This is a genomic window from Hoeflea prorocentri, from assembly GCF_027944115.1.
GTDB lineage: Bacteria > Pseudomonadota > Alphaproteobacteria > Rhizobiales > Rhizobiaceae > Hoeflea_A > Hoeflea_A prorocentri.
The window spans coordinates 4,119,081-4,143,442 of record NZ_JAPJZI010000001.1 but is presented as its reverse complement, the minus strand read 5'-3'; the positions used below and the strand labels follow the sequence as shown (position 1 = coordinate 4,143,442).

21 protein-coding genes are annotated in these 24,362 nt (G+C 59.1%); 9 read left to right on the top strand and 12 right to left on the bottom strand.

Annotated features, from left to right (window positions below; genetic code table 11):
- The first annotated feature begins 7 nt into the window (after nt 1-7).
- Together OQ273_RS19485 and OQ273_RS19480 are read left to right on the top strand one after the other, a co-directional pair.
- Nucleotides 8-1,018, top strand: coding sequence for a type II secretion system F family protein (locus OQ273_RS19485; RefSeq protein ID WP_267992565.1), 1,011 nt, complete (start codon nt 8-10; stop codon nt 1,016-1,018).
- A 39-nt stretch (nt 1,019-1,057) separates the two neighbouring features.
- Nucleotides 1,058-2,032, top strand: coding sequence for a type II secretion system F family protein (locus OQ273_RS19480; protein WP_267992563.1), 975 nt, complete (start codon nt 1,058-1,060; stop codon nt 2,030-2,032).
- A gap of 96 nt (nt 2,033-2,128) precedes the next feature.
- On the opposite strand, the gene OQ273_RS19475 is transcribed toward OQ273_RS19480, so the two are convergent.
- On the bottom strand, nt 2,129-2,932 hold the full coding sequence (locus OQ273_RS19475) for a tetratricopeptide repeat protein (protein WP_267992561.1): 804 nt from the start codon (nt 2,930-2,932) through the stop codon (nt 2,129-2,131).
- Between the two features lie 180 nt (nt 2,933-3,112).
- Between OQ273_RS19475 and OQ273_RS19470 the strand changes: the two genes are divergently transcribed.
- The 3 genes from OQ273_RS19470 (at nt 3,113) to OQ273_RS19460 (ending at nt 5,780) form a co-directional block, all read left to right on the top strand.
- The gene (locus OQ273_RS19470) at nt 3,113-4,486 is read left to right on the top strand and encodes a leucyl aminopeptidase family protein (protein WP_267992559.1); all 1,374 of its coding nucleotides are present in this window, start codon (nt 3,113-3,115) and stop codon (nt 4,484-4,486) included.
- Nucleotides 4,487-4,572: 86 nt separating this feature from the next.
- Nucleotides 4,573-4,923 (top strand): MarR family transcriptional regulator, encoded by a 351-nt coding sequence (locus OQ273_RS19465; RefSeq protein ID WP_267992557.1) that lies wholly within the window; start codon nt 4,573-4,575, stop codon nt 4,921-4,923.
- Complete coding sequence (locus tag OQ273_RS19460) at nt 4,920-5,780, top strand: C40 family peptidase (protein WP_267992555.1); 861 nt, start codon at nt 4,920-4,922, stop codon at nt 5,778-5,780. Before OQ273_RS19465 ends, OQ273_RS19460 begins: the two co-directional genes overlap by 4 nt.
- Nucleotides 5,781-5,789: 9 nt before the next feature.
- Here OQ273_RS19460 and OQ273_RS19455 read toward each other — a convergent pair whose 3' ends face one another.
- The 8 genes from OQ273_RS19455 to OQ273_RS19420 all read right to left on the bottom strand — a co-directional run bounded on the left by OQ273_RS19455 (nt 5,790) and on the right by OQ273_RS19420 (nt 18,839).
- Complete coding sequence (locus OQ273_RS19455) at nt 5,790-8,171, bottom strand: fatty acid cis/trans isomerase (protein ID WP_267992553.1); 2,382 nt, start codon at nt 8,169-8,171, stop codon at nt 5,790-5,792.
- A 98-nt stretch (nt 8,172-8,269) separates the two neighbouring features.
- On the bottom strand, nt 8,270-9,964 hold the full coding sequence (locus tag OQ273_RS19450) for an adenylate/guanylate cyclase domain-containing protein (RefSeq protein WP_267992551.1): 1,695 nt from the start codon (nt 9,962-9,964) through the stop codon (nt 8,270-8,272).
- 266 nt (nt 9,965-10,230) lie between these two features.
- On the bottom strand, nt 10,231-11,859 hold the full coding sequence (locus tag OQ273_RS19445; RefSeq protein ID WP_267992549.1) for an ABC transporter ATP-binding protein: 1,629 nt from the start codon (nt 11,857-11,859) through the stop codon (nt 10,231-10,233).
- Nucleotides 11,856-12,998: an ABC transporter permease gene (locus tag OQ273_RS19440; protein WP_267992548.1), complete on the bottom strand. Its 1,143-nt coding sequence runs from the start codon at nt 12,996-12,998 to the stop codon at nt 11,856-11,858. Before OQ273_RS19440 ends, OQ273_RS19445 begins: the two co-directional genes overlap by 4 nt.
- A 1-nt stretch (nt 12,999) precedes the next feature.
- The gene (locus OQ273_RS19435) at nt 13,000-14,100 is read right to left on the bottom strand and encodes a microcin C ABC transporter permease YejB (RefSeq protein ID WP_267992547.1); all 1,101 of its coding nucleotides are present in this window, start codon (nt 14,098-14,100) and stop codon (nt 13,000-13,002) included.
- A gap of 39 nt (nt 14,101-14,139) precedes the next feature.
- Nucleotides 14,140-16,002 carry an extracellular solute-binding protein gene (locus tag OQ273_RS19430; RefSeq protein WP_333781699.1) on the bottom strand — a complete coding sequence of 621 codons (1,863 nt, stop codon included), beginning with the start codon at nt 16,000-16,002 and terminating at the stop codon, nt 14,140-14,142.
- A 33-nt stretch (nt 16,003-16,035) separates the two neighbouring features.
- Nucleotides 16,036-17,901 carry an extracellular solute-binding protein gene (locus OQ273_RS19425; RefSeq protein WP_425493394.1) on the bottom strand — a complete coding sequence of 622 codons (1,866 nt, stop codon included), beginning with the start codon at nt 17,899-17,901 and terminating at the stop codon, nt 16,036-16,038.
- Between the two features lie 179 nt (nt 17,902-18,080).
- Nucleotides 18,081-18,839 carry a c-type cytochrome gene (locus OQ273_RS19420; RefSeq protein WP_267992545.1) on the bottom strand — a complete coding sequence of 253 codons (759 nt, stop codon included), beginning with the start codon at nt 18,837-18,839 and terminating at the stop codon, nt 18,081-18,083.
- A gap of 152 nt (nt 18,840-18,991) precedes the next feature.
- Between OQ273_RS19420 and OQ273_RS19415 the strand changes: the two genes are divergently transcribed.
- Both OQ273_RS19415 and OQ273_RS19410 read left to right on the top strand, forming a co-directional pair.
- Nucleotides 18,992-19,729, top strand: coding sequence for a 3-deoxy-manno-octulosonate cytidylyltransferase (locus tag OQ273_RS19415; protein ID WP_267992543.1), 738 nt, complete (start codon nt 18,992-18,994; stop codon nt 19,727-19,729).
- Nucleotides 19,730-19,772: 43 nt separating this feature from the next.
- Nucleotides 19,773-20,639: a prephenate dehydratase gene (locus OQ273_RS19410; protein ID WP_267992541.1), complete on the top strand. Its 867-nt coding sequence runs from the start codon at nt 19,773-19,775 to the stop codon at nt 20,637-20,639.
- Between the two features lie 9 nt (nt 20,640-20,648).
- Here the strand turns inward: OQ273_RS19410 and OQ273_RS19405 are convergent, their stop codons facing one another.
- Nucleotides 20,649-21,038, bottom strand: coding sequence for a GFA family protein (locus OQ273_RS19405; protein WP_267992539.1), 390 nt, complete (start codon nt 21,036-21,038; stop codon nt 20,649-20,651).
- Nucleotides 21,039-21,192: 154 nt separating this feature from the next.
- Here OQ273_RS19405 and OQ273_RS19400 point away from each other — a divergent pair, with 154 nt between their 5' ends.
- On the top strand, nt 21,193-21,654 hold the full coding sequence (locus OQ273_RS19400; RefSeq protein ID WP_267992537.1) for a DUF302 domain-containing protein: 462 nt from the start codon (nt 21,193-21,195) through the stop codon (nt 21,652-21,654).
- Between the two features lie 64 nt (nt 21,655-21,718).
- Here the strand turns inward: OQ273_RS19400 and OQ273_RS19395 are convergent, their stop codons facing one another.
- Both OQ273_RS19395 and OQ273_RS19390 read right to left on the bottom strand, forming a co-directional pair.
- Nucleotides 21,719-22,930 carry an MFS transporter gene (locus tag OQ273_RS19395; protein ID WP_267992535.1) on the bottom strand — a complete coding sequence of 404 codons (1,212 nt, stop codon included), beginning with the start codon at nt 22,928-22,930 and terminating at the stop codon, nt 21,719-21,721.
- 48 nt (nt 22,931-22,978) lie between these two features.
- Nucleotides 22,979-23,449, bottom strand: a complete 471-nt coding sequence (locus tag OQ273_RS19390; RefSeq protein ID WP_267992533.1) for a 2TM domain-containing protein — start codon at nt 23,447-23,449, stop codon at nt 22,979-22,981.
- 147 nt (nt 23,450-23,596) lie between these two features.
- On the opposite strand from OQ273_RS19390, the gene OQ273_RS19385 reads away from it, so the two are divergent.
- The gene (locus tag OQ273_RS19385; protein ID WP_267992531.1) at nt 23,597-24,340 is read left to right on the top strand and encodes a DUF2161 domain-containing phosphodiesterase; all 744 of its coding nucleotides are present in this window, start codon (nt 23,597-23,599) and stop codon (nt 24,338-24,340) included.
- Nucleotides 24,341-24,362 lie beyond the last annotated feature (22 nt).

The window sequence follows — 24,362 nt, the reverse complement described above, 5'->3', positions numbered from 1 at the left end:
ACATAATATGTTCGGAATAGAAGCCGAGGTCTTGCTGATTATTGTCCTGGTGGCTGTTGCTGCCGGCGGGCTGGCCTACTCCGTGATGTTTCAGTCCATTGAAACCGAGCAAAAAGTCGACAAACGCTTCAAACAGGTCAAACTTGCCGAAACCGACAGCCGGGCTTTAAAGGCCGCCCGGGACAATCTGAACGAGGCGGCCAAGAGGAAGAAATCTGTCCAGGAATCCCTCAAAGACCTGGAAGAAAAACAGAAGAAGAAGGTCAATCATACCTCACCGCCGCTGAAGGTCGCGCTGCAACAGACCGGCTGGAACATGAGTGTTTCCCAGTTCTATATATTCAGCGTGGTCAGCGCGGTTCTGTTCGGCGGTGTGCCGTTGATGTTTGGCACGCCCCTCTTCATTGTTGCCGGCCTCGCTGTGGTCGGTGGTGTTGGCGTGCCGCGATGGGTGGTTGGTTTCAAACGCAAGCGCCGCTTCAAGGCATTCCTTGCCGAGTTTCCAAATGCGCTGGATGTGATGGTGCGCTCGATCCGGTCCGGCCTGCCGATCAACGATTCACTCAGGCTGATTGCTTCCGAGGCCCAGGAACCGCTGCGCAGCGAGTTCAAGCGGGTCGTGGAGTCGCAGCAACTGGGCATGACCGTTCCGGAGGCCTGCGCCAGATTGCATGAGAGCATCCCGCTGCCGGAAACGAACTTCTTTGCAATCGTTGTTGCGATTCAGGCCCAGGCCGGCGGCAATCTTTCCGAGGCGCTCGCCAACCTTTCGCGCGTATTGCGCGACCGCAAGAAGATGAGGGCGAAGGTCAATGCGCTGTCCATGGAAGCCAAGGCGTCGGCGGCCATTATCGGATCCTTGCCCTTTATCATCGTCCTTCTGGTCTACCTGACCACACCCCAATACATCATGCCGCTGTTCACCGATCCGCGCGGCAACGTGATCCTGGGCGCATCTCTTGTGTGGATGACAATCGGCATTCTCGTAATGCGCAAGATGATCGACTTTGAAATCTGAGTGGCAACAGGTCCGAACGGCTAGAAAAGCGGAAATATCATGATCCAGACGCTGACAGATCCAACGCTTGTTTCAGCAGTCCTTGTCGGCATTGCGGTTTTCGCAACGCTGTTCACCATATTCATGCCGCTCTTTGAGCGCGGCGATCTGAATGCGCGGATGAAGACGGTTGCTCTGGAACGCGATGAGATCAGGGCGCGTGAACGCGCGCGCATGACGGCGGAGGCCAATCAGCGCAGCGGCTCTCTCAGACACGAGCACAACACCTCGGTCAGGCAGCTTGTCGAAAAGCTGAACCTGCGCGAGGCGCTTGTTGACAGCAATACGGAGAGAAAGCTGAGGACAGCCGGTCTGCGTACGCAGAACGCCCTCAATCTTTTCCTTTTTGCACGCTTCACACTGCCGTTTGTTTTCCTGGCGGCTGCGATCTTTTATGTTTTCGTGCTGGAGTCCTTTCCCGACCAGCCATTGATGCTGCGCGTGGTCGGTTGTATCGGCGTGGCCTATATCGGTTTTTACGCACCCAACGTCTACATTTCGAACCGGATATCGAAACGCCAGAAATCGATCCGCAATGCCTGGCCTGACGCGCTGGATCTTCTCCTCATTTGTGTGGAGTCGGGTATTTCGATCGAAGCGGCATTCAGACGGGTTGCCGACGAGGTTGCGAGCCAGTCGGCGCCGCTTGCCGAAGAGCTGGTATTGACGACTGCAGAGCTCTCCTACCTGCAGGAGAGGCGCAAGGCCTATGAAAACCTCGGCGATCGCACCGGGCTGGAAACGGTCAAATCGGTCTGTCAGGCTCTCATACAGGCTGAACGCTACGGAACGCCGATCGCCCAGGCGCTGCGTGTCCTTGCTCAGGAAAGCCGCGATATGCGTATGACGGAAGCGGAAAAGAAAGCAGCGGCCCTGCCGCCGAAGCTGACCGTTCCCATGATCCTTTTCTTCCTGCCGGTTATCTTCGGCGTCATCCTCGGGCCGGCGCTCATCGAAGTCTTCGATACTTTCTAGTCCTCCCATCCGCCTGATCGGCAATGCAACAGAAAAGGCCCGGCTGTAAAACAACCGGGCCACATTCTTTCTGGCTGTCGCTTGTTGTGGTTCGCGCTAGCTTTTTTTGTCGCTGAGTTTGGACCAGGCGTTTTGCTGCTGCAGCATGGAGCGCAGATAGGCGACATTGGCCTGTGCCTGTTGCCGCGACAATTCAGCGGAGGCAATCTGTTCCGCTTCACCAAAGCGGCCCTGCAGCCCGACGACGAGCGCCAGGTTCTGGCGCACACGGCTGTCGGCGCCCGGCAAAGCCACCGCCCTCTTCAGATAGGTTTCCGAGGTCGGCAGATCGCCTGAAAGCAGGTATGACATGCCCAGGTTGGAGACAACCGACGGTTCGTCAGGAACGATATCGAGCGCCTTGCGATAGAATTGTCGCGCTTCCTTGGATCGCCCGAGTTGATCGAGCACTGCACCTTCCGCGGAAAGCAGTTTCCAGTCCGGCTGGTCCGGTGTCTGGGCGCGCTGGATGGTAGACAGCGCCTTTTCCAGTTGGCCGGCCGATGCCTGCGCCTTGCCGTAGCTTGCCAGCACATCCCGGTCGGTCGGGTGGTTGATCACCACCTGCTGCATGACAGCCAGCGCCTGATCGTTGCGCCCGGTCATACGCAACAGCGTTGCATAATTGAGGCCGATAGCCTTGTCCTTCGGGTTCGACTTGTAAGCCGAAGCATACTTGCCTTCTGCCCTTGAAAGCTCGGAGCTGTTCATCTGCGCAATGGGCTTGTTGCCCACCGGGACGGATCCCGTCTTGATATTGCTGACATTGGCACAGCCGGCAAGCGCAGCGACAATCGCGAGTGCGCATACCGATCTTGAAAGGTTGGAAGCTGTCCGGCGTTTGTTTTGCGTGCTGCCCATTGACGACCCCGTTTCCGTCCGATTGTCCCCGCCGTCCATTGGTCCGGCTCCGGCGAACATTCTTGCTGCCAGGTGATTCCACTCTTGCGCGGAATGCATTAGCTTCAAATGATCTACCCTCTCTTCCATAAATATTCTGTTAACCCTAATGGATCGTTAACAGGACAAGCCGAGGTACCGATGACAGTTGAGTGTTTTTCCGAGGATGGCGTGGCTTCCCTGCCGGTTTATCTTGTTGGCAAGGGCGGGATTGACGATGCAAGGCTCGATGCAGACGTTCGCAGGTGGATCGGCGAAACCGGTTTCCGGGGTTCCGCCGGTGAAGTGATGCTTTTGCCGGATAACAAAGGCGCCCTTGCCGGAGCGATTTTGGGGACCGGCGATGATAAGCCTGGCACCCCCTTTATTACTGCTCACCTCGCCAGAAAACTGCCGGAGGGGAACTGGCACCTGGCGACAGATGCCGGGGATGACGGAACGCTTGCTCTCGGCTTTGCCCTTGGACATTACCGCTTCGACAGATACAGGAAGGCAGACAGACATGCGCCACGGCTCGTGTGTCCGACAAGCGCGGATCGCAGCCAGGTCGAGCGCATTGCGGCAGCCTGCTATCTGACGCGTGATCTCGTCAACACACCGGTCAACGATATGGGGCCGGTCGAACTGGAAGCCGGCCTGCGTGCATTGGCGAAGACCTACGGGGCGAGCGTTGAAGCCACGATCGGTGACGAGTTGCTGGCAAAGAATTTTCCCATGATCCACACGGTGGGGCGTGCAAGCGTTGCACCGCCCCGGCTTCTGGACCTTCAGTGGGGTAGGGACGATGCGCCAAAGGTCACGCTGGTTGGCAAGGGCGTCTGCTTCGACACCGGTGGCCTCGACATCAAGCCGGCAGCTGGAATGCTTTTGATGAAGAAAGATATGGGCGGCGCGGCGCATGTCATGGGGCTGGCATCCATGATCATGGATGCCCGGTTGCCCGTGCGGTTGAGGGTTCTCATTCCCGCAGTGGAAAACGCCATATCGGGCAACGCGTTCAGGCCGAGTGACATCCTGACCAGCAGAAAGGGGCTTACGGTGGAGATCGGCAACACCGATGCCGAAGGGCGGCTGGTCCTGGCCGATGCCATGGCGCTTGCTGATGAAGAAGAACCCGAACTCATGATCGACATGGCAACGCTGACCGGTGCGGCCCGGGTCGCGCTTGGACCGGACTTGCCGCCCTTTTACTGCACCAGTGATTCCTTTGCCAGCGCACTGCTTGATGCGGCGGAAAATGTGCATGATCCCGTTTGGCGCATGCCGCTTTTCGACCCCTATGACCGCAATCTGTCATCGTCCGTTGCCGATCTCAACAATGCACCGGCCGGCGGCATGGCCGGCTCGGTCATTGCCGCTCTCTTCCTCAGGCGGTTCGTCGAAAAGGCAAAGGAGTGGGCGCATTTCGATATATACGCCTGGAACCCCAAGGAGAAGCCGCATGCGCCGGTCGGCGGCGAGGCACAGGCCATTCGTGCGCTTTACGAAATGCTGAGCCGCCGCTTTCCCGCATGAGATGTGCAGGGCTGATTTTGACGCGCTGGTGACAGAATGGTACGGTAGCGAAACAATTATTGTTCCGCTTGCATTGGAAGGCAGCCATGAGCGTTGCACTAAGCCCTTCCCAGGCCCTCCATCTTTGGCACAGCGCCACACTCAAGCTCGTTCAATCCGATGCGCCTGATCTGACTTTGAGGCAGACCTGCATTCTGTTGCATATTTATCTGGTGCCGCCGCCCCATACGGTGCGCGGCCTGGCGTCCACCCTCGGAGTGACCAAGCCCGTTATAACCAGAGCACTCGATTCCATGGGCGCCATGGGCCTTGTGCGCCGCACCCGTGACGAACGCGACCGCCGCAATGTCGTCATCCAGCGGACTGTCGATGGTGCTCTTTATCTTGAGCGCCTTGGAGACATCATCATTGATCGGGGCAGGGAGCTGCCGCTGTGAGCGACCTGGATCCGAGGCTCAACCTGTTCCGTCCGGACCTTGCAGATATCCGGCTGAAGGACACGCTCTTAGCCGACCGGTATGTGGCCGGCAAAAGGCATTGGGTGACCACGCCTGTCCTCGACCTGAAGCTGGAGCCGGATGATGCAAGCGGCATCGGCACGCAGGCACTTTTGGGCGAGGACCTCGACCTCTTCGAGGAGCGGAATGGCTGGTGCTGGGTCCAGCTCAAAGAAGACGGCTATGTGGGTTATGTCAGGGCAGACGGCATCGCAAAGATCGGGCTTGAGGCAACGCACAGGGTCAGTGTGCCGCGAACCTTTGTCTACAGCGAAGCGGATCTGCGCAGTCCCGTTGTCAATGCCTGTTCGATGGGCAGCCGCCTTGCCCTGACCGGCGAAACGACGACGCGCGGCGCCCGCTATCTTGATCTTGCCGGAGGAGGCGCGGTGGTCGCGCGGCACGTTGAGCTGTTGGCGCACCATGTTTCGGATTATGTCGACGTGGCCGGACAGTTTGTGCAAACCCCTTACCTCTGGGGCGGCCGGTCGGGTTTTGGTATCGACTGCTCGGGCCTTGTGCAGCTTTCCATGGCTGCCTGTGGACGCGACGTGCTGCGGGACACGGACATGCAGGAGCGGTCAATTGGTCAGCCGGTGGCCTGCAAGGATGACTATTCGGATTTGCTCCGGGGCGATCTCGTCTTCTGGAAGGGGCATGTGGCCATCGTCGAGTCCTCAAATGACGTCCTGCACGCCAGCGGTCATGCAATGCAGGTCGTGCGTGAGCCCTTGAGCGATGCCATCGAGCGGATCAGGCCGCTCTATGGGTTGCCGACCGGCGTGCGTCGGCCCTGACGGCAAGACTCACTGAGGAGTGTCATCGGATTTCGGATCTTGATAGCGGTTGAGATCGAGCAGCCCCGATTGCAGCGGGTCCTGCGTGTCGTTTGACGCCTGCACCGCATCATAAGTCTGCCAGAACAACTCGCTGCTGCGCCTTACGCCATAGCTGGCGACGACCGACATGAAATCCTCCTGGCTGCGAACCGAGGTGAGTTCATTCACGAAGTCCGACAGGGATTGCCTTGAAACCCGGAAGAAGAGGTTCGGATAGCTGGCAAACTGACCCGGTACGATGGTCAGTCTGTCTTCTTCTGGCTCGCGCCGGTTTTCTTCCCGAAACAGGAACGCCACATTGCTGTGCGCCTTGTCGTGGGCGAGGGTGAAGAGTTCCGGCGGCCCTGTGTCTCCTTCCACGGCGAGGATGGCGATGTCGGGAAGGAACTTCACCCACGCGCCGTTGCGGCTTGCAATGGCCTCCAGTTGTGCGGCGGATGAACCTTGATCACTACACCGGGCCCGATCGCACCGGTTGATTGGATCGCTGACAGGCCAAAGCCCGCCGCCGCGCTCAAGCAAAGTCAGCAGGAATTCGGATTTGGGACTGTCGGTGCGGTAGGTGATGCCGGTCGCGGCTCTGTTGTCGACCGGCTGTTCCTTCAGCCAGTCGACGATGCGCGCAAGCGGGCCGCGATACCACTGCTTGTGCAACTGGCGGCGCATATCCGCTGGCAGGAAAGACAGGAAAATCGTTTCGCCCTCACGCCGCAGACTGTCCATATAGAGCCTTGTCGTCAGTTGATGTTCGACATTGCCGTAGACATCGAAACCCGCCACAAGATCATAATAGATGCGCTCAAACAGCGGAAAATCGATAACCCAGGCCGTTTCCGGCACATCCCCGGCGAAGCCCGTGATGACGGATGCATTGTCGAAATTCCTGAAAACGGTCAAGGCTGCATCGGGGTTGGAACCGTCGCCATCCCACACGTCATCGTAGGATGGACCGCCGTCGCTGGACCACTTGGCCTGGTAGCGCTGGTCGCGAAACCGCTGATACTTGATGGCGCCCTCCGAAAGAAAGCTTGAGGCCCGCGCTCTCAGATTTCCTCCCTCGGACGCCACGGGAAGTTCCAGAAGCGGTGCGGCAGCGGAAAGATATGTCGGATCGGTGACAGAAATGTCGGCCTCAGGCTCGAGGAAGGACACCCAGAACCGGTCCTCGATGACATCGACCGCAACCTGACCGTAACAGACCGGGCCGCGGATGAAACTGCGCACGAAGTAAAGCGCATCGTCGAGCAGGAACGTGTAGCGGCTGCGCGCCGGGATTGCCGCAAAGGTCGTGAACGGATTGCCGCCGGCAGCAGCCGAATAGTCCGGCAGTGTATCCAGTGGCCATTCATCGCTGAAGAACAGGGCCCTGTAGCGGTCCAGCCGTTCCGGGCCGATTTCATAGACCATATGTTCCTTGTGCAAAATAGTCCCGTCGACCGGGGTGACGCGATAGTAGAACGGTGCACTTCCAGGATCGTCGAACGGCCGTCTCGTTGCGATCTCGTTGACCGGCGTGCCCGGCGGGCTCTTTGAGCGCACCAGACGGAAGAAGCGGTGCGGGCTGTCGCCTTCGATATGCAAATGGGCAAGAAACAGATGCTCGTAGAGATAGCGGGCAACAAGCCTGTCGCGTAAATCCGGGCCGTTCAGAAATGTCTCGATGGCGTCTGTGTTCGCCGTTATCTCGGGCGGAATTGGATCCACGTGCCCGGACAGCGGAGCCCCGGCTCGCGCCCAACTGGACAGAAGATGAAATTCCTCGTCGGAAAGGGCCGCCGTCCCATAGGGCATGCCGCCATGGGGATGGTCTGCAACATATGCGTCGATTTCATCGGGTGCAGGGCAGGACAGCTTGCGATGAACGTCCAGGCCGATATCGTCCGGCAAAGGGGCGTTTTGAGGCAACGGATTGGTGTGCGCCAGTTCGAGCAGCCGCATCAGCGTCGATGAGTGCGCCGGTGTTCCGGCGTCCTGGGTTACGGAAAAGAACCCGAGTTTGCGCCATTCCTCCACGGTCCGGGCGTCAATGCCGAGGCGCGAAAGGGGCGCATCCTTCAGGCGCGAGGAATCGTAGACCCGATCCTTGCTGCCGCCTCGCAATAAGCCGTCGGGTGACGAGAGTTTGAGCTGGCACGGCGCATCGTAACACCCGTGACACACGATACAGCGCTTTTCGATGGTCGGCTGGACCGTAGACCATTGTGGGGCCGATGCCATTGCATTGCCCCTCGCTTCGCCGTCTCCCTCGTCGTCAAATCCCGATCCTGGCCCCGTAGCCACAAGACTGAGCAGGATGATGGACAAGACTGTTTTGGCGTAACGTCTGATCGACAGCGTCAGGGCACTCACCCGCGAGAATGTTGCAATAGGGGGAATCTAGAGTTGCAATTGCCCTGGCTGTCAATGATTTTTGACCGGCGCTGCGGCGTGCCTGTCCCGCCGGGGGATCACCCCGGAACGCCTGCGGTTCTCAGCCGGTCGGTCAGAAGGTCGATATCCGCCTGGTTTTTGAGCGGATAATTGTGGACGATGGAAAGATCGAGGCCAAGGCGATCAATCATCGCAGCAAACTCATCTGTACCGGTCAACTCCGGATTGCCGGCGGCGGCCACAGCATAGGCGACGCCGCAATTTGGGATCGATGGCGCGCTGTCATAGGCCTCGCGCCCGTAGGTCAGGGCGGCATCGTCGTTTCCGGCCAGAATCTGTCCTATGGTGATGGCAAAGAGTATGACCGGATTGAGCGTGCCCCGCGACAACATGTCCAGACTGTCGATCAGCCGGGCGATGCCTTTCTCCGGCTCTCCGGAAAACGTTTCGACCAGTCCGCGAACGACCAGCGCCTCTTGAAAACCCGGATTGACTTTGAGGGCGCGGTCAATATCGGACAAGGCGCCCTGATAGTCTTTTTTGAACCACAAACGGCAGCTTGCGCGGCAGAAGAAAACGACATCGGAATTTCGTGACAGGCTGACGCCCCTGTCTGCCAGCTCGAGTGCCCGGTCGCGATCGATATCGACGATCCGCCCGTGACCGATAAACAGCGGGCTCGCATGCGATATTGCCAGCATGGAATGGGCGGTGGCGTTGTCCGGCGATTTGGCGATTGCCGCCTCCAGGGATGCCTGCCCGATTTCAATGCCCTCACGTGTCCAGCGCAGATTGTGGAAGGCGGCCTTGGAAAGCAGTTCCTCAGTCGACAGTTCAGCGTCCGGCCGCATCGCGATATCGGCGCCGTCCAGCGTTGTTGTGTGGGCACGGAATGCAACGGACACATGCTGTGCGACGGTTTCGGCGAATTCGTCCTGAGTCTCGGCGTCGCTTTCGAACCGCTCCGTCCAGATTGTTTCTCCGCCTCCGGTCTCAAGCGTCATGTCGACACGCGACCGTTCCCCGGATACGCGGCATCGCCCGCCGAGGACGTATTTCGGCGGATTTTGCTCGCCCCTTTCCGAGACGACCTTGATTCCGGTGCGCTTGGACAAAAGCAGTAAGAGTTCGTAGCGGATTTCCTCGGCAAGGTCGGATGCGTCCTCGCGATTGCCGGATGCGCGCAACTCCTCGACAAAGACTGTCGGAAGTCCCTGCGAGAGCTTGGCGACTGGCTCCGATGTCAAAAGAGGCTTGTCCGTCGTCACGGATGGCGCCCAGCCATATACAGCCGTTTCGACCGTTATGTTTTTCAGTTTCTGGACACCGAGATCTTCAAACTCGGTCTCCGTCTTGCGGTCAATCATCTTGTGGACGTCGCCGGACACCAGAACGGCGCCGGGTGCCGCCAGTTGCTGCAGGCGCGAAGCAATGTTCACGCCGTCGCCGAAGATATCGTCGTCCTCGTGAATGATATCGCCGACATGGATGCCGATCCGTATTTCAAGGTCGTCCGCTTCGCTCAGGCGTTTCTGAATTTCGGTAGCGCAATTAACTGCGCCCACGATGGAGTTGAATTCCGTAAGCCATCCGTCACCCATATTCTTGATGATCGTACCGGCATTGTCTGAAACCGCCCGTTCCAGGAGATCGGTCCTGAACGATCTGAGCTTGGCCAGCGTCCGGTCCTCATCCTCCGCCATCATCTTGGAATAACCGACAATATCGGCAGCCATGATGGCGGCAAGTCTGCGGGAAGGTTGGTTCGTCATTTAAAAAGCCTATCATATCGGGCTTTGGCGTCCGGAACGCCAACCGCCATGCATCCGCTACGGAACCGATGTCTACAACAAATCCGCCCCAGACAGCCATGTGGGTCGCGGGTGGTCAGATTTCAAATGCCTGACCGGTTAAAGCTTCCGATGCCGTCTATAATCGCAATGCCGTAGTTTTATCGCGTGCGTGCGGGCGCATGGGGGCCAATCCCGTCAGCCCCGAGCGCTGCCAACACATATTTCATTGCCGGATAGCGTTGACCTTAGTCGCCAACCACGTCGCCGGATGTTGCGACCAGATCGAAGGCGGCGGCCATCAGGGCCTTGGTGTAATCGGTTTGCGGCGCATCGAAAATCTGCTCGGCGGGTCCCTGTTCAACCACCTTGCCGAACCGCATGACGATCACGTCATTGGCTAGCGCGCGCACCACCTTCAGATCGTGACTGATGAACAGATAGGCAAGGTTGTGATCGCGCTGCAGCTTGCGCAGGAGATCGACCACCTGGGCCTGAACGCTCATGTCGAGCGCCGAGGTCGGCTCGTCCAGCATGACAAAACGCGGGTTGAGCACCATGGCCCTGGCTATGGCGATGCGCTGACGCTGACCGCCTGAAAACTCGTGCGGATATCGCCATCGCGTCGACGGATCGAGTCCGACTTCCTCCAGCGCTTTTGCGACCTTTGTGTCCCGTTCGCTGCGACTGAGCCCCGGTTCATGGATGCTCAGGCCCTCCGAGACGATTTCGGCAATCGACATGCGCGGCGACAGAGATCCGAACGGGTCCTGGAACACCACCTGTATCTGGTTGCGCAGCGGCTTCATCGCCGAGAACGAGTAGTCCTCGATGTTCTTGCCGACGAAAGCAATCTTGCCTTGGGACGAGATCAGCCGCGTCAGCGCCAGGCCGAGTGTCGTCTTTCCGGAACCGGATTCGCCCACAATGCCGAGCGTCTGGCCCTCGCGCAGCGTCAGATCGATGCCGTCCACGGCCTTCACATAATCTGCCGTGCGGCGCAGGAATCCCTTCTTGATCGGAAACCACACCTTCACCTGCTTGCCTTCCATGACAATTGGCGCGCTGTCGTCGGATTTCGGCGGGTTGCCGCTTGGCTCGGCGGCCAGCAGGTGTTTGGTATAATCGTGCTGCGGGTTCTCGAATATCTCTTCCGTGGGGCCAGCCTCGACGATCCTGCCCTGTGTCATGACGCAGACCCGGTCGGCGATCTTGCGCACCACGCCGAGATCATGGGTAATGAACAGCATCGACATGCGGTGTTTGCGCTTGAGCTCGCCAAGCAATTCGAGGATTTGCGCCTGAACGGTCACATCGAGCGCTGTCGTCGGCTCATCGGCAATCAGCAGTTCGGGCCGGTTGGCAAGCGCCATGGCGATCATGACCCGCTGACGCTGGCCGCCCGACAGCTCATGCGGATAGGATGAAAGCCGCTTCTCGGCCTCACGAATCCCGACCTGGTTCAGAAGCTCCAGTGTCTTCTTGCGCGCTGCATCGTCGAACAGCCCCTGGTGCAGGTCGAGGATCTCCCCGATCTGTCGCTCGACCGTATGCAGCGGATTGAGCGAGGTCATCGGCTCCTGGAAGATCATCGTCACGTCGTTGCCGCGCACCTCCCGCAGGTCCGCCTCGTCGGCATCCAGCAGGTCCGCCCCCTTGAAGACTATGGAACCCGAGGGATGACTTGCCGCCGGGTAGGGCAGGAGCTTCAGAACCGAGAGCGCCGTGACCGATTTGCCCGAACCTGATTCACCGACAAGCGCCACCGTCTCGCCGCGGTTGATATCGAGCGACACGCGATCGACGGCCAGCGTCTCTTCACGGCCCTGGCGGAAGACGACCGAGAGGTCGCGTATGGAAACCAGCGGCTCGCTCATTCGAATGTCTTTCTTGGGTCGAAGGCGTCGCGCGTTGCTTCACCGATGAAAATCAGCAGCGACAGCATGATCGAAATGGAGAAAAAGGCCGTCAGGCCCAGCCAGGGCGCCTGCAGATTCCGTTTGCCCTGGGCAATAAGTTCACCCAGAGAAGGCGAACCCGGCGGTAGCCCGAAGCCGAGGAAGTCGAGCGATGTCAGCGTCGTGATCGAGCCGGACAGGATGAACGGAAGAAATGTCAGCGTGGCGACCATCGCATTGGGCAGCAGATGGCGGAAAATGATCGTGGTGTTACCGACGCCCAGCGCCCGCGCCGCGTTGACATATTCGAAATTGCGCGCCCGCAGGAACTCGGCGCGCACGACCCCGACAAAAGCGACCCATGAAAAGAGCAGCATGATTGCGAGCAGTATCCAGAAGCCGGGCGGCAGGATCGCGGCGATGATAAGCAGGATGTAAAGCACCGGCATTGACGACCAGATCTCGATAAACCGCTGCAGCAGGAGATCGGTCCAACCGCCGAAATAGCCCTGTACGGCTCCCATCGACACGCCGACAATGGCGGAAAGCGCCGTCAGCACCAGCCCGAACAGAACGGAAATGCGAAAGCCGTAGATCATGCGCGCCATCACGTCGCGCGCCTGATCGTCCGTACCGAGCCAGTTCATATTACCGGTGATGCAGTCGGGATCCTCGGTGCCGAGCGGATAGGCCGAACAGCGTTCTTCCTTGCTCATGGTCCAGAAGGGCGCCGTCGGTGCCGAGCTCGGAATATAGGAATTGGCTGTGCGGTAGGAATAACGGATCGGCGGCCACAACATCCAGCCATTGGCCTCGATCTCGTCGCGGATGAACGGATCCCGGTAATCGGTGCGGGCAAGGAACCCGCCGAATTTCTCCTCCGGATAGTCAACCACGACCGGAACCAGCAGTTCGCCGTTGTAGGAGGCAAGGATCGGCTTGTCGTTGGCGATGAGCTCGGCACAAAGGCTGAGCCCGAAAATGATCAGGAATATCCAGAAGGACCAGTAACCGCGCCTGTTGGCCTTGAAGTTGCGCCAGCGCCGTTTCGCGGTCGGCGAAAAGAACCCGGTGGGCGGGCCGCTGGTTACGTCAGAGGGTTTGACCGCCTGGTCCATCCTAGACGTCCCGCCGCTCGAAATCGATGCGTGGATCGACCCAGGTATAGATGAGATCGGAAATCAGACCGACGACGAGACCCATCAGCGAAAAGATGAACAATGTGCCGAAGACAACCGGATAGTCGCGCTTGACGACCGATTCAAAACCCAGCCGTCCAAGACCGTCCAGCGAGAAAATCGTCTCGATCAGCAGCGAGCCGGAAAAGAATGCCGTGATGAACGCAGCCGGAAAACCGGCAATGATGATCAGCATGGCATTGCGGAAGACATGGCGGTACAGCACCTGCCGCTCGGTCAGGCCCTTGGCCCGCGCCGTCATGACATACTGTTTGCGGATCTCGTCGATGAAGGAATTCTTGGTCAAAAGGGTCGTCGTTGCGAATGCGGCCAGCGACAGCGAGATCAGCGGCAGGGTCAGGTGCCAGAAGTAGTCGATGATCTTTTCCCACCAGCTCAGCTCGGCGAAATTCTCAGACACCAGCCCCCGTAGCGGGAACCAGTCGAAAAACGATCCGCCTGCAAAGACGACGATCAGCATGATGCCGAACAGGAAGCCCGGCACCGCATAGGCAATGATGATGACCCCGGACGTCCAGATGTCGAAGCGCGAACCGTCGCTCACTGCCTTGCGTATTCCGAGCGGTATGGAAATAATGTATGAAATCAACAGGATCCAGATGCCGAGCGAGATCGAGACGGGCATCTTCTCGATGATCAGGTCTATCACCGTGACATCCCGGAAATAGCTTTCTCCGAAATCGAAACGGATGAAGTTCCACATCATCTGGGCAAACCGTTCCAGCGGCGGCTTGTCGAAGCCGAACTGCTTTTCAAGTTTGGCGATGAACTCAGGGTCAAGGCCCTGCGCTCCGCGATACTTTGATGAAAAGTCCTCTCCGCCGGTCGCGGTGGGCTGGTTCTGGAAATCACCGCCGCCGGAAATGCGTTCGGTGGCCGAGTTGCCCTGGCCGGTCAGTTCGGCGATCACCTGTTCGACCGGGCCGCCGGGCGCAAACTGGATAACAAGAAAAGAGATGCCCATGATGCCGATGATGGTCGGGATCATGAGCAGGAGCCGCCTGAGAATATAGGCGCCCATCAGGGTTTGTTCCCTGTTTTCTTGTTGTGCTCAGAGCCTTCAGGCCTTGCCAATCTTCTTCGCCTTTTCCTGATCGAGCCACCAGAGCCTTTCCACCGGCCATTCAAAGTCGGGTTTGGGTTCAACGAATCCGAACATGTCCCAATAGGCAACTCTGTGATTAGCCGAATACCAGTTGGGTATCCAGTCCAACCTCGCCCTGTTGACGCGGTCGAGAACCCGCATGGCGGTGACAAGCTCCGCCCGGCTCTGTGCCGCTTCGACATAATCGAGCAATGTCTCGTAGACCGGTGCGTTGACACCCGGCAGGTTTTGCGACCCGGGCCGATTGGCCAGATGCGGTGCGAACACTGTGCTCAGGCTCTCAGCCGTGGGTGTTGCCGAGAAGGATATGGCATATCCCACCATGTCGAAGTCGAACTCGTCCAGGCGCGACTGGAACTGAGCCGGATCGACCAGCCGCATGGAGGCCTGAATGCCAACGCGGCGCAGATTCTCGACAAAACCCGAGAGCAGCCGTTCAAACACCGGTGAGCGGATCAGGATCTCCAGGGTGAGGACCTCACCATCTTTCTTGAGGGCAGTGCCCTCGCGTGACCAGCCGGCCTCCGAAAGCAACTGAACGGCGCGCCGCAGCAACTGCCTGTCGCGTCCGGACCCGTCCGAGACCGGCTGCATCACCGCGTCGCCGAAAACCTCTTCCGGCACCTGGTCGCGGATCGGATCAAGAAGCGCGCGTTCCGCCTCGTCGGGTGACCCGTCAGCGACAAATTCGGACCGCTGGAACAGTGACTGTGAACGCGTATAGGCGTTGTAGAAGATCTTGTTGTTGGTCCATTCAAAGTCGAAGCAAAGATTGACTGCCTCGCGTACCCGCCTGTCCGCAAGTTTGGCGCGCCGCTGATTGACGGCCCAGGCCTGCATGATCGGGCGTTTTTCGCTTGGAAAGGTCGTCTTGATGACCCGACCGTCGACGATCGCCGGAAAGCCGTATTCCGTCTCCCAGGTCTTGGAGGTGAACTCCTGGCGGAAAACAATATCGCCCTTCTTGAAAGCCTCAAACCCGGCCTGCCGTTCGGCGAAGAACTCCATGCGGATTGTGTCGAAATTGTCGAGGCCGCGCGCTGTTGGAAGGTCGCGCGCCCAGTAGTCGTCGACACGGTCGAGATTGATGAACGTGCCGGGCTCGAACCGCCCGGGACGGTACGGCCCGGATGACAACGGTATGTCGAGTGACCCTGCCGTAAAGTCATGCGTTTCATAATAAGTGCTCGACAGCACATGGATGTTGGCGGCCGAAAGGATGGATTGGGCCGACTGTTCGCCGGAGAAACGGATTTCAACGGTCCGCTCATCGAGCACAACGGCGTCGGTCAGGTCCCTCAGTGTGGAGGAAATCGTCGGGTGGCCGTCCTCTTTCAACGTCAGGAAGCTGAATGCGACGTCCTCGGCAAGCACCGGTGTTCCGTCATGGAACCTCGCTTCGGGACGGACACCGAAACGCCAGATATTGCGGTCTTGCGAGCTCTCCACCCATTCGGCGAGATGACAGTAGAGGGCATCGGGTTCGTCGATCGCCCTAATCATGAGCCGGTCGAAACACAGCTCCATGCGGGGCGGCGCATCGCCGCGCAGGATGAACGTGTTGAGCGTGTTGAACGTCTGATAATTCTGATTGTAGTACCAGTTGGGAGGCAGGAAGGAAAACGTGCCGCCCTTCGGAGCCTGTGGGTTCACATAATCGAAATGGCTGAAATCAGGCGCATATTTGAGTTCGCCGAAGGCGGAAATGCCGTGCAGCCCCTCGCCGGCCGGGTTGCTCGCGAATGCCAGCCGCGCCGGAACGGCAAGGCTGGCTGCCGCGGCGCCAGCCGAAAGCAGGAAACCCCGCCTCGAAGACAATGTGTGCCCTGTTTTGGAATGCCCGGTCATAGCCTAGTTCGCTGCGTCCGCGGACCACCAGATAGGGGGAAATCCGATGGAATAGGTCGGCAGCGGGTCCGGGTGTTTGAGCTTGCTTGAGTAGGCAACCCGCGCGACACGTGAGGTGTAGCTCGGAATGACGAACTGATGCGCCAGCAGGGCGATGTCCAGAGCCTTTGTCGCGGCAATGAGTTCGTCCCGGTCAGAGGCAAAGACGATCTTCCTGATCAACTCGTCAATGCCTTCGTCGGCAATGCCTGCATAGTTGGCCGAGCCTTCACGATCAGCCGCTTCCGAGCCCCAGTATTCGAATTGTTCGTTGCCTGGCGACAACGATTGCGCCCAGCCCGAATAGATGACGTCGAAATCCCTGCTGCGCTCACGGTTGGCGTATTGTGCCGGATCGACCGAGCGTACGGTTGCGTCAATACCGATCCTCTTGAGATTCTCGACATAGGGCAATGCCACGCGTTCGATGATCGGGCCGTTCAGCAGAATCTCGAAGGTAAATGGTTCACCCGTTTCGGCATTGACCATCTTGCCGTCTTTGATCTGATAGCCGGCTTCCCGGAACAGCTTCACGGCCTCGCGCAGATTGTTGCGCAGCTTCTGCGGGTCGCCACCGACCGGATTGGCGTAGGCAGCGGTGAACACCTCTTCCGGCAGTTTGTCGCGCACGGATTCGAGGATTTCGAGAACCCGGCCTTCCGGCATTCCGCCTGACGCAAGCTCACTGCCGTAAAAGAAGCTGTCTATACGCTGATACTGATCGAAAAAGATCGTGCGGTTGAGTTCCTCGAAGTCGAAGGCGTGGTTCAACGCCTTGCGCACCAGCGGGTCCTGAAACTTCTCGCGGCGCAGATTGGGAATGAAACCCACCAGTACGCCTGACGAACGATACGGGTTTTCCAGTTCTTCACGCACAACGCGCCCGTCTCTGACGGCCGGGAACGTGTAGTCATTGGCCCAGCGCCGGGCCGCGTTCTCCACCCAGAAGTCTGTTTCGCCGGCCTTGAAGGCTTCAAACTCCACATTGCGGTCGGCGAAATAGCTGTACTGGATCGCGCCGAAATTGTTGCTGCCGATATTTACCGGCAGGTCCAGACCCCAGTAATCTTCGACACGTTGGAACATCACGGTTGAACCGGGCGAGACGCGCGAAATCCGGTAGGGTCCTGATCCCATCGGCGGCTCCAGGGTTGTGGCAGCGATCGAGCGCTGCTTGCCGGCGCTGTCCTTTCCTTCCCACCAGTGTTTGGGAAGGATCAGCAACTGGCCGACAATCTTCGGCAGTTCACGATTGTTCTTTTCATCGAATGTGAAGGTGACTTCATTGTCTGCGGTTTTTTCGGCGGCGGTGACATGCTGGTAGTAGAACTGCCGTTGGGGGTCGAGTTCCACGGCCTGTTCGAAACTCCATATGACATCCTCCGGCGTCACCGGCATTCCGTCATGCCAGCGCGCCTCGCTGCGCAGCCGGTAGGTGGCTGATGAATAGTCATCCGGATAGCTGACCGCTTCAGCCAGCAGGCCGTAATCCGATGCGATCTCATCGAGCGAGGGTGTCATCAGGGTTTCAAAAACCAGTCCGAGACCTTCCGCCATTTCGCCCTTGGCGAGAATCGGATTGAGCGAATCGAAAGACCCGTTGGCAGAGACATTGACCCGCCCGCCCTTCGGCGCGTCCGGATTGACATAGTCAAAGCGCTTGAAGTCGGGTGGATACTTCAGTTCGCCGATCAGCGCGCTTCCGTGATGCCAGGTCACGTCTTCTGCATGTGATGATTCGGTTGGAATTGATGAAAACAGTGCTGCAAGCAATGTGGCGGTCAGTGCCACGGCGGGTGTTTTTCGTTCAAACAGTGCAAAAACCGTCAAAAACGACCTCCTGAATATCCGGCGGAGCCCTGTGCCGGCTCGGGCTGCAAATCGTAGCGTCGCCCAAGCTCACCATAGGGCAAATTGTGACAAAGAACAGGCACGATTCGGCATCGTGCGCGCCAAACAACAAAAAAGCCGGGCGGACCCGGCTTTTGAAGCTACACATTTGCGTGAAGCTATTCGCTGTTCGTTTCGGTTGAACCGCTGTCGTCACCGGCCGCCGCGTCATCCGCCTGTGCGGGTGTCTGGGACGTGTCGGTCTCTGCGGTTGCGTCCGTATCAGCGGTGCTGGAATCCTCGGCCGTGGCCGCAGCGGGTTCCTCGGCAGCGGCAGCCGTGGTTTCTTCCGTTGGGGCGGAAGCTTCTTCGGCTGCAGGTTGATCCGCCGACGGCAGTGGTGCGGGATCGTTGGACAGCGAACGCAGATAGGCGATAACGTCAGCCCGCTCTCCCTCTTTCTTGATGCCGGCAAAACCCATGGCGGTGCCGCGCATATATTTACGCGGATTTTCGATGAAGGCGTTGAGGTTTTCGTAGTTCCACTTTGTTTCGCCGCCCTGCGCGTAATCCGTCATGGCTGTCGAGTAACCGAAACTGTCGACCGAAGCGACCGGCTTGTTGACGATATTCCAAAGGTTCGGGCCGACCTTGTTGGCGCCGCCCTCTTCGACAGTGTGGCAGGCCACACACTTGCGGAAGGCACGCTCGCCGCCCTCAAGGCTGGCGCTGGCAAGCAGCGGTGCGATGGGCGGCAGACCTTCATCGGCCTCCGCGGCGGCGGTCGCGGGACCGCCCTCACTGGCCTCAAGCGCGAAACCCTCCGTTTCCGGCTCGCTGGAATGGAAGATGGAATCCGATGCGATTGAGACGGTGAAAACAACGAACACGACCGCCAGGAAAGCGCCGGCGGCTGCGTTGAAGAAGGAGGAGTTCATTCTCAAGGGCTCCTTGTCCTGCCGGCACATCCCCGAAGCCGGCCCAGTCTTGATTTCGCGCGGAACCTATGTCTTTTGCTTGGCCGTTGCAACACTGTTTATAACCAGTCCAATAAGTCTTTGACCTGCCGGGCTCACTTTTGGAATCAATCATGGCGTCCCAATCAAATCTGGTGCTTATCCCGGCGCGGTTGGGCTCGAGCCGTTTACCGGGAAAAGTGCTTGCCGACATCGCCGGCGAACCGATGATCGTTCACGTGGCCCGCCGGGCCGGTGAAGCGCAGGTCGGGCCGGTGGTCATCGCAACGGACAGTCCCGAGGTCGCGAGCGCCGTCGGGGCGGCAGGATTTGAGGCGGTGATGACCCGCACGGACCATGCATCGGGTTCGGACCGAATACACGAGGCTCTCGAAATTATTGATTCGGAAGGCAAATTCGACGTTGTTATCAATGTCCAGGGGGATTTGCCGACGATCGAACCGCATGTGGTGCAGGCTGCGCTTGCGCCCCTCGAAAACTCCGACACGGACATCGCGACGCTTGCCGTCGAAATAACCGAGGAGCGGGAAAAGTTCGATCCGAACGTGACCAAGGTCGTCGGTTCACCGCTGTCTGCCGACCGCATGAGGGCGCTCTATTTCACCCGCGCGACGGCACCCCATGGTGAGGGGCCACTCTACCACCATATCGGCCTTTATGCCTATCGCCGCGACGCTTTGTCTCGTTTTGTCGCTCTTGCGCCGTCGACGCTCGAACAGCGCGAAAAGCTCGAGCAACTGCGCGCGCTGGAAGCCGGCATGCGGATCGATGTCGCGATCGTTGACTCCGTTCCCCTCGGTGTCGATACTCCCGCCGATCTGGAGCGGGCACGACGCATTCTGTCGCGCTAACGCGCCGGGTTTGTGCAACACAGCATGCTGGACGGTTCCATAAATGGCTGAAAACAAAAGCAAGATCGCCTTTCAGGGCGAATTCGGCGCCAATTCCGATATGGCCAGCCGGGATATGTTTCCCGATCTGGAGCCGGTGCCGTGCCCGACATTTGAAGACGCTTTCAATGCCGTGACCAGCGGCCAGACCGACCTGGCGATGATGCCGATCGAAAACACGATCGCCGGCAGGGTTGCCGACATCCACTACATGCTGCCGGAATCGAACCTGCACATTGTCGGCGAGTATTTCATGCCGATCCATTTTCAGCTTCTGATCCTGCCCGGCGCCGACCCTGCGGGTATCCGCACCGTGCACAGCCATATTCACGCGCTCGGTCAGTGTCGCAATGTGGTGCGCAAGAACGGTTGGCAGCCGGTGGTTGCCGGCGATACGGCGGGGGCGGCGCGGCAGGTTGCGGAACTGGGTGATCCCTCGATGGCGGCACTTGCGCCGCGCCTGGCCTCGGAGCTTTACGGCCTTGAGACACTGCAAGAAAATGTCGAGGACACGGACACCAATGTGACCCGCTTTGTAGTCCTGTCGCGGGACAATGACTGGGCAAAAAGACGCAGCATAGATGACCTGATCGTCACGACCTTTGTTTTCAACGTGCGCAATATGCCTGCCGCCCTTTACAAGGCGATGGGCGGCTTTGCCACGAACGGCGTGAACATGACCAAGCTGGAGAGCTATCAGCTCGAGGGCAAGTTCACGGCCACACAGTTTTATGCCGACATCGAGGGTCATCCGGACGACAAAGGAGTTGCGCTCGCGCTTGAGGAGCTTCAGTTCTTCTCAACCAAGGTCCGGGTTCTCGGCGTTTATCATGCGCACCCGTTCCGCAGCGAACAGGCGCGGGGCGATTAGCCAGCCGGCCTATTTTTCATTTTGAGGCAGGCCGTCCGCGATGTCGTAATAGTCGCCCTTGTCGGCAACAAATATATGGCGTTCCAAGTGTGTACCCGTGGGCGTGTCGAAGGCACCCATGGCAATGGCCGTCCAGTCGTGCTTTTCGCGGTCAAGCGGATCCCAGAACAGCGACGAACCGCAATGTGAACAAAACCCGCGCCGCACCTTCTCAGAGGAGTGAAACCAGGTGACGTGGTCTTCGCCCTGAACGGTGACCGCCGAACGCGGAACATCCGTCGATGCCTCGAAATGCCCGGAGTGTTTGCGGCATTGCGAACAATGACAGGCGCTCGGCGCGGGCAGGTCTCCGGAAACCTTGAAAGTGACCTTTCCGCAAAGGCATGAACCCGTGTGCATGATGCCCTCCGCTTCAACTTTTCGTTATATCGCGCGATGCCGGTTGCCTATCAGGAAGAATTGCCTGCCGCAACGAAGTTCCGCCACAATCGCTCCCCGAAATGGCAGCGCCGGATGGATCGGCAACGAACAAATGGAAAGAGCGAAAAAACTGATGAGCAAGCTTTTAAAATCCGGCATTTTGGCCGCGGGCATGGCAATTGCGGCAACCGGCGCGGCGACGGCGGCGGATGATCTTATGAAAGTGCCCAGCCCCCACTCCGTTGCAGATACGATGGACCGGCTTCAACAGGCTGTCGAAGCGGCCGGCGCCACTGTTTTCGCGCGCATCGACCATGCCGCCGGCGGCCGCAACATCGGAATGGATATTCCGGCCAACGAAGTTCTGATTTTCGGCAACCCCAAACTCGGAACGCCGGTGATACGGGACATGCCGGCGGTCGGTCTTGATTTGCCGCTTCGTGTTGTCGTTGTCGAGGCGGATGATGGTTCGGTTCTGGTTTACCGTTCTCCTGCCGCCATGGCCGAGTCGCATGGCCTGCCGGCCGATCATCCAAGCGTTGGCCTGATGACCGGCGCACTGAAGAACCTGACGGGCAAGGCCTCGGCAAACTAGACCTGCTTCGGTAGTGCCGGCGACGTCAATCGGGCACTGGTTTAAAACGTGCAAAGCCGGCTGATCAGGCCGGCTGAGCGCGGCTGCGGGATTTCATGAAAATCGTCGCCATGATGGCGATATTCATCACATTCCACAAAATGCCGTTGATGAAAGCCATCTGGTAAGAGCCGGTCAGATCGTAAATCCAGCCGGACATCCAGCCGCCGATCGCCATGCCGACAATCGTCGCCATCAGGACGATTCCGACCCGCTGGCCGGCCTCGCGGGCCGGCATGTATTCACGCACGATCAGCGCATAACTCGGAACGATGCCGCCCTGCGACAGCCCGAAGACGAGGCTGACGACATAGAGCGAGGCCAGCCCGTCGAAGGGCAGGTAGAAAAACAGCGCAATACATTGCAGCGTTGAGCCGATCAGCAGTGTCGGCACCCCGCCCAGGCGATCGGCAATCAGCCCGAACACAATGCGCGATCCGACACCGCCAAGCAGCATGAGCGACAGCATTTCCGCGCCGGCGGCGGGCCCGTAACCCAGGTCCACGCACAGCGAGACGATATGGACCTGCGGCATTGCCATGGCCACGCAGCAGCCAAGACCGGCGGCAACCAGCATCCATTGCAGCGCGCGCGGGGAAAACTGCACCGAATGCGCGTTGGCTGACGCAACGGCATCAGCGCTCTGTGTTGCTTCAAACGATATGCGGCGGCGCAAAAGCAGCGACAGGGGAATAAGGGTGACGAGCGTGACGGCGGCAAGGATCAGATAGACGGAGCGCCAGCCATCGGCGGCAAGCACCGGGCTGAGCAGGATCGGCCAGATCGCTCCCGACAGGTAATTTCCGCTCGCCGTTATGGCGACCGCGATACCGCGCCGCTTCATGAACCAGTGGGATATGTCGGCGATCAGCGGTCCGAAGCCGGCGGCGGTGCCAAGCCCAATCAGCAACTGGCAGGCGCACAGCATGTAGACCGATGTACTGACGGCAGCGAGCGTGTACCCGGCAGCAACACACAATGCAGCCCCGATCAGAGACAATGTAATGCCGACGCGGTCGACGGCGCGGCCGATGAAGACGCTGCCGAGGGCAAAGCCGATCATCGTGACCGTGTAGGGCAGGGATGTGTCCGCCCGATCGATATCGAATTCCTGCTGGACAGCCGGCATGATGACGACGATCGCCCACATGCCGACATTCGCGACCATGGCAATTACGAGCGTAACGGCCAGCCGCTTCCATGCGTAGAAGCCATCCAGAGCCTGGGGAGTGGTCATGGGCGGACCCTATTGCCGCCAGGCTGGATTGTCTATCGCATTTGTGCATTACCCGCGATTGCGCTGCAGCCTTTTTTCAACCTGGCGCCTTTCCCAGTCGACGCCGAAAACCGAGAAGACTTCGAAGACGGACACACCGTGAGCAGCAACGCCCATGCCCCAGCCGAGTGCCGGCCAAAGGAACCAGGGATATGCGGAGCCGATAAACAGATTGGTGATGCCCATGGCTGCCGTCGCGGTGACGTAAAGCGCCAGATGACTATAGAAGCCCTTGATGTCGCGAACATATTCCATGGCCTCGCGCTCTTCCTCCGAGCTGCCTTGTTTGTTGTACATATCCATCTCCGTGGTCAGTTCGGCAATATCCATCTCAAACGCCGCTGCCAGTGCGCCGAGCGTTTCAAGGCTTGCCGTTCCGCCGCGTTCGATGCGTTGGACCGTCCTCACGCTCAATCCACTCAGCTCGGCCAGCGTTTCCTGCGACCAGCCTCTGTCGAACCGCAATTTGCGAATGAACATTCCGTTTCTCCTGGTTGCGTCGTTTCCGACCGCGCCACGTTGGCAGGAAAGATTCCTGACGACCACGACACCGTCCCGACATCATAGCGACATCGCACCTTTGAGTCGCTTGCGGTTTGTTCACCAATTGCCGCTATCTCTTAAGGCATGGCTAAGGTGAAAATCCGTGAAACGGATCTCTATGCTCCGGTTAAATCCATGCTCGAGGCCCAGGGCTACGAGGTCAAGGGCGAGATCGGCGCGGCGGACGTCGTCGCCGTGCGAGGCGATGAGGAGCCGGTCATCGTCGAGATGAAGGCAGGTTTCTCGCTGGCATTGTTTCATCAGGCCGTCGAACGTCTGAGTGTAAGCGATGCGGTTTATGTGGCGGTGCCGCGTTTGACGGGTCGCAGTTTTTTGGCGGCGCTGCGTCGGAATAGGAAGCTGTGCCGGCGTCTCGGACTTGGGCTGATCACGGTCCGGTTGCGGGACGGCCATACCGAGATACACATCGATCCGGGACCTTATCAACCCCGCAAGGTTCCACGACGCACGGCGCGGTTGCTGCGTGAGTTCGCAAGGCTTGAAGGTGATCCCAATACAGGCGGGTCCACCCGCAACGGGCTGATAACGGCCTATCGCCAGGATGCGCTGCGTTGCCTTATCCTGCTTGACGAAAACGGTCCGACCAAGGCCGCAAAGGTTGCCGAAGGCTCAGGCGTTTCAGGCGCACGTCGTCTGATGGCGGATAACCACTATGGCTGGTTCGAACGTGTGGCGACCGGCATTTATACCATGAGCCCCAATGGAATAAGGGCGCTTGATGAATATGCGGGAGAAATCTGTCGGATAAGAATGGCGCACAGGCCCGACGCTGCCCTGCAGGCCGACGCGGAAAATCGCGCGGTCTAGACCGCCGGCTTTCCCCGGGGCG

Bases quoted from the DNA above. Each gene is read 5' to 3' on its own strand.
- OQ273_RS19465 (WP_267992557.1), top strand. From the start codon at position 4,573: ATGAGCGTTGCACTAAGCCCTTCCCAGGCCCTCCATCTTTGGCACAGC.
- OQ273_RS19480 (WP_267992563.1), top strand. From the start codon at position 1,058: ATGATCCAGACGCTGACAGATCCAACGCTTGTTTCAGCAGTCCTTGTC.
- OQ273_RS19405 (WP_267992539.1), bottom strand. From the start codon at position 21,038: ATGCACACGGGTTCATGCCTTTGCGGAAAGGTCACTTTCAAGGTTTCC.
- OQ273_RS19445 (WP_267992549.1), bottom strand. From the start codon at position 11,859: ATGAGCGAGCCGCTGGTTTCCATACGCGACCTCTCGGTCGTCTTCCGC.
- OQ273_RS19420 (WP_267992545.1), bottom strand. From the start codon at position 18,839: ATGAACTCCTCCTTCTTCAACGCAGCCGCCGGCGCTTTCCTGGCGGTC.
- OQ273_RS19395 (WP_267992535.1), bottom strand. From the start codon at position 22,930: ATGACCACTCCCCAGGCTCTGGATGGCTTCTACGCATGGAAGCGGCTG.
- OQ273_RS19475 (WP_267992561.1), bottom strand. From the start codon at position 2,932: ATGGGCAGCACGCAAAACAAACGCCGGACAGCTTCCAACCTTTCAAGA.
- OQ273_RS19400 (WP_267992537.1), top strand. From the start codon at position 21,193: ATGAGCAAGCTTTTAAAATCCGGCATTTTGGCCGCGGGCATGGCAATT.
- OQ273_RS19390 (WP_267992533.1), bottom strand. From the start codon at position 23,449: ATGTTCATTCGCAAATTGCGGTTCGACAGAGGCTGGTCGCAGGAAACG.
- OQ273_RS19470 (WP_267992559.1), top strand. From the start codon at position 3,113: ATGACAGTTGAGTGTTTTTCCGAGGATGGCGTGGCTTCCCTGCCGGTT.
- OQ273_RS19385 (WP_267992531.1), top strand. From the start codon at position 23,597: ATGGCTAAGGTGAAAATCCGTGAAACGGATCTCTATGCTCCGGTTAAA.
- OQ273_RS19410 (WP_267992541.1), top strand. From the start codon at position 19,773: ATGGCTGAAAACAAAAGCAAGATCGCCTTTCAGGGCGAATTCGGCGCC.
- OQ273_RS19415 (WP_267992543.1), top strand. From the start codon at position 18,992: ATGGCGTCCCAATCAAATCTGGTGCTTATCCCGGCGCGGTTGGGCTCG.
- OQ273_RS19435 (WP_267992547.1), bottom strand. From the start codon at position 14,100: ATGGGCGCCTATATTCTCAGGCGGCTCCTGCTCATGATCCCGACCATC.
- OQ273_RS19440 (WP_267992548.1), bottom strand. From the start codon at position 12,998: ATGGACCAGGCGGTCAAACCCTCTGACGTAACCAGCGGCCCGCCCACC.
- OQ273_RS19485 (WP_267992565.1), top strand. From the start codon at position 8: ATGTTCGGAATAGAAGCCGAGGTCTTGCTGATTATTGTCCTGGTGGCT.
- OQ273_RS19450 (WP_267992551.1), bottom strand. From the start codon at position 9,964: ATGACGAACCAACCTTCCCGCAGACTTGCCGCCATCATGGCTGCCGAT.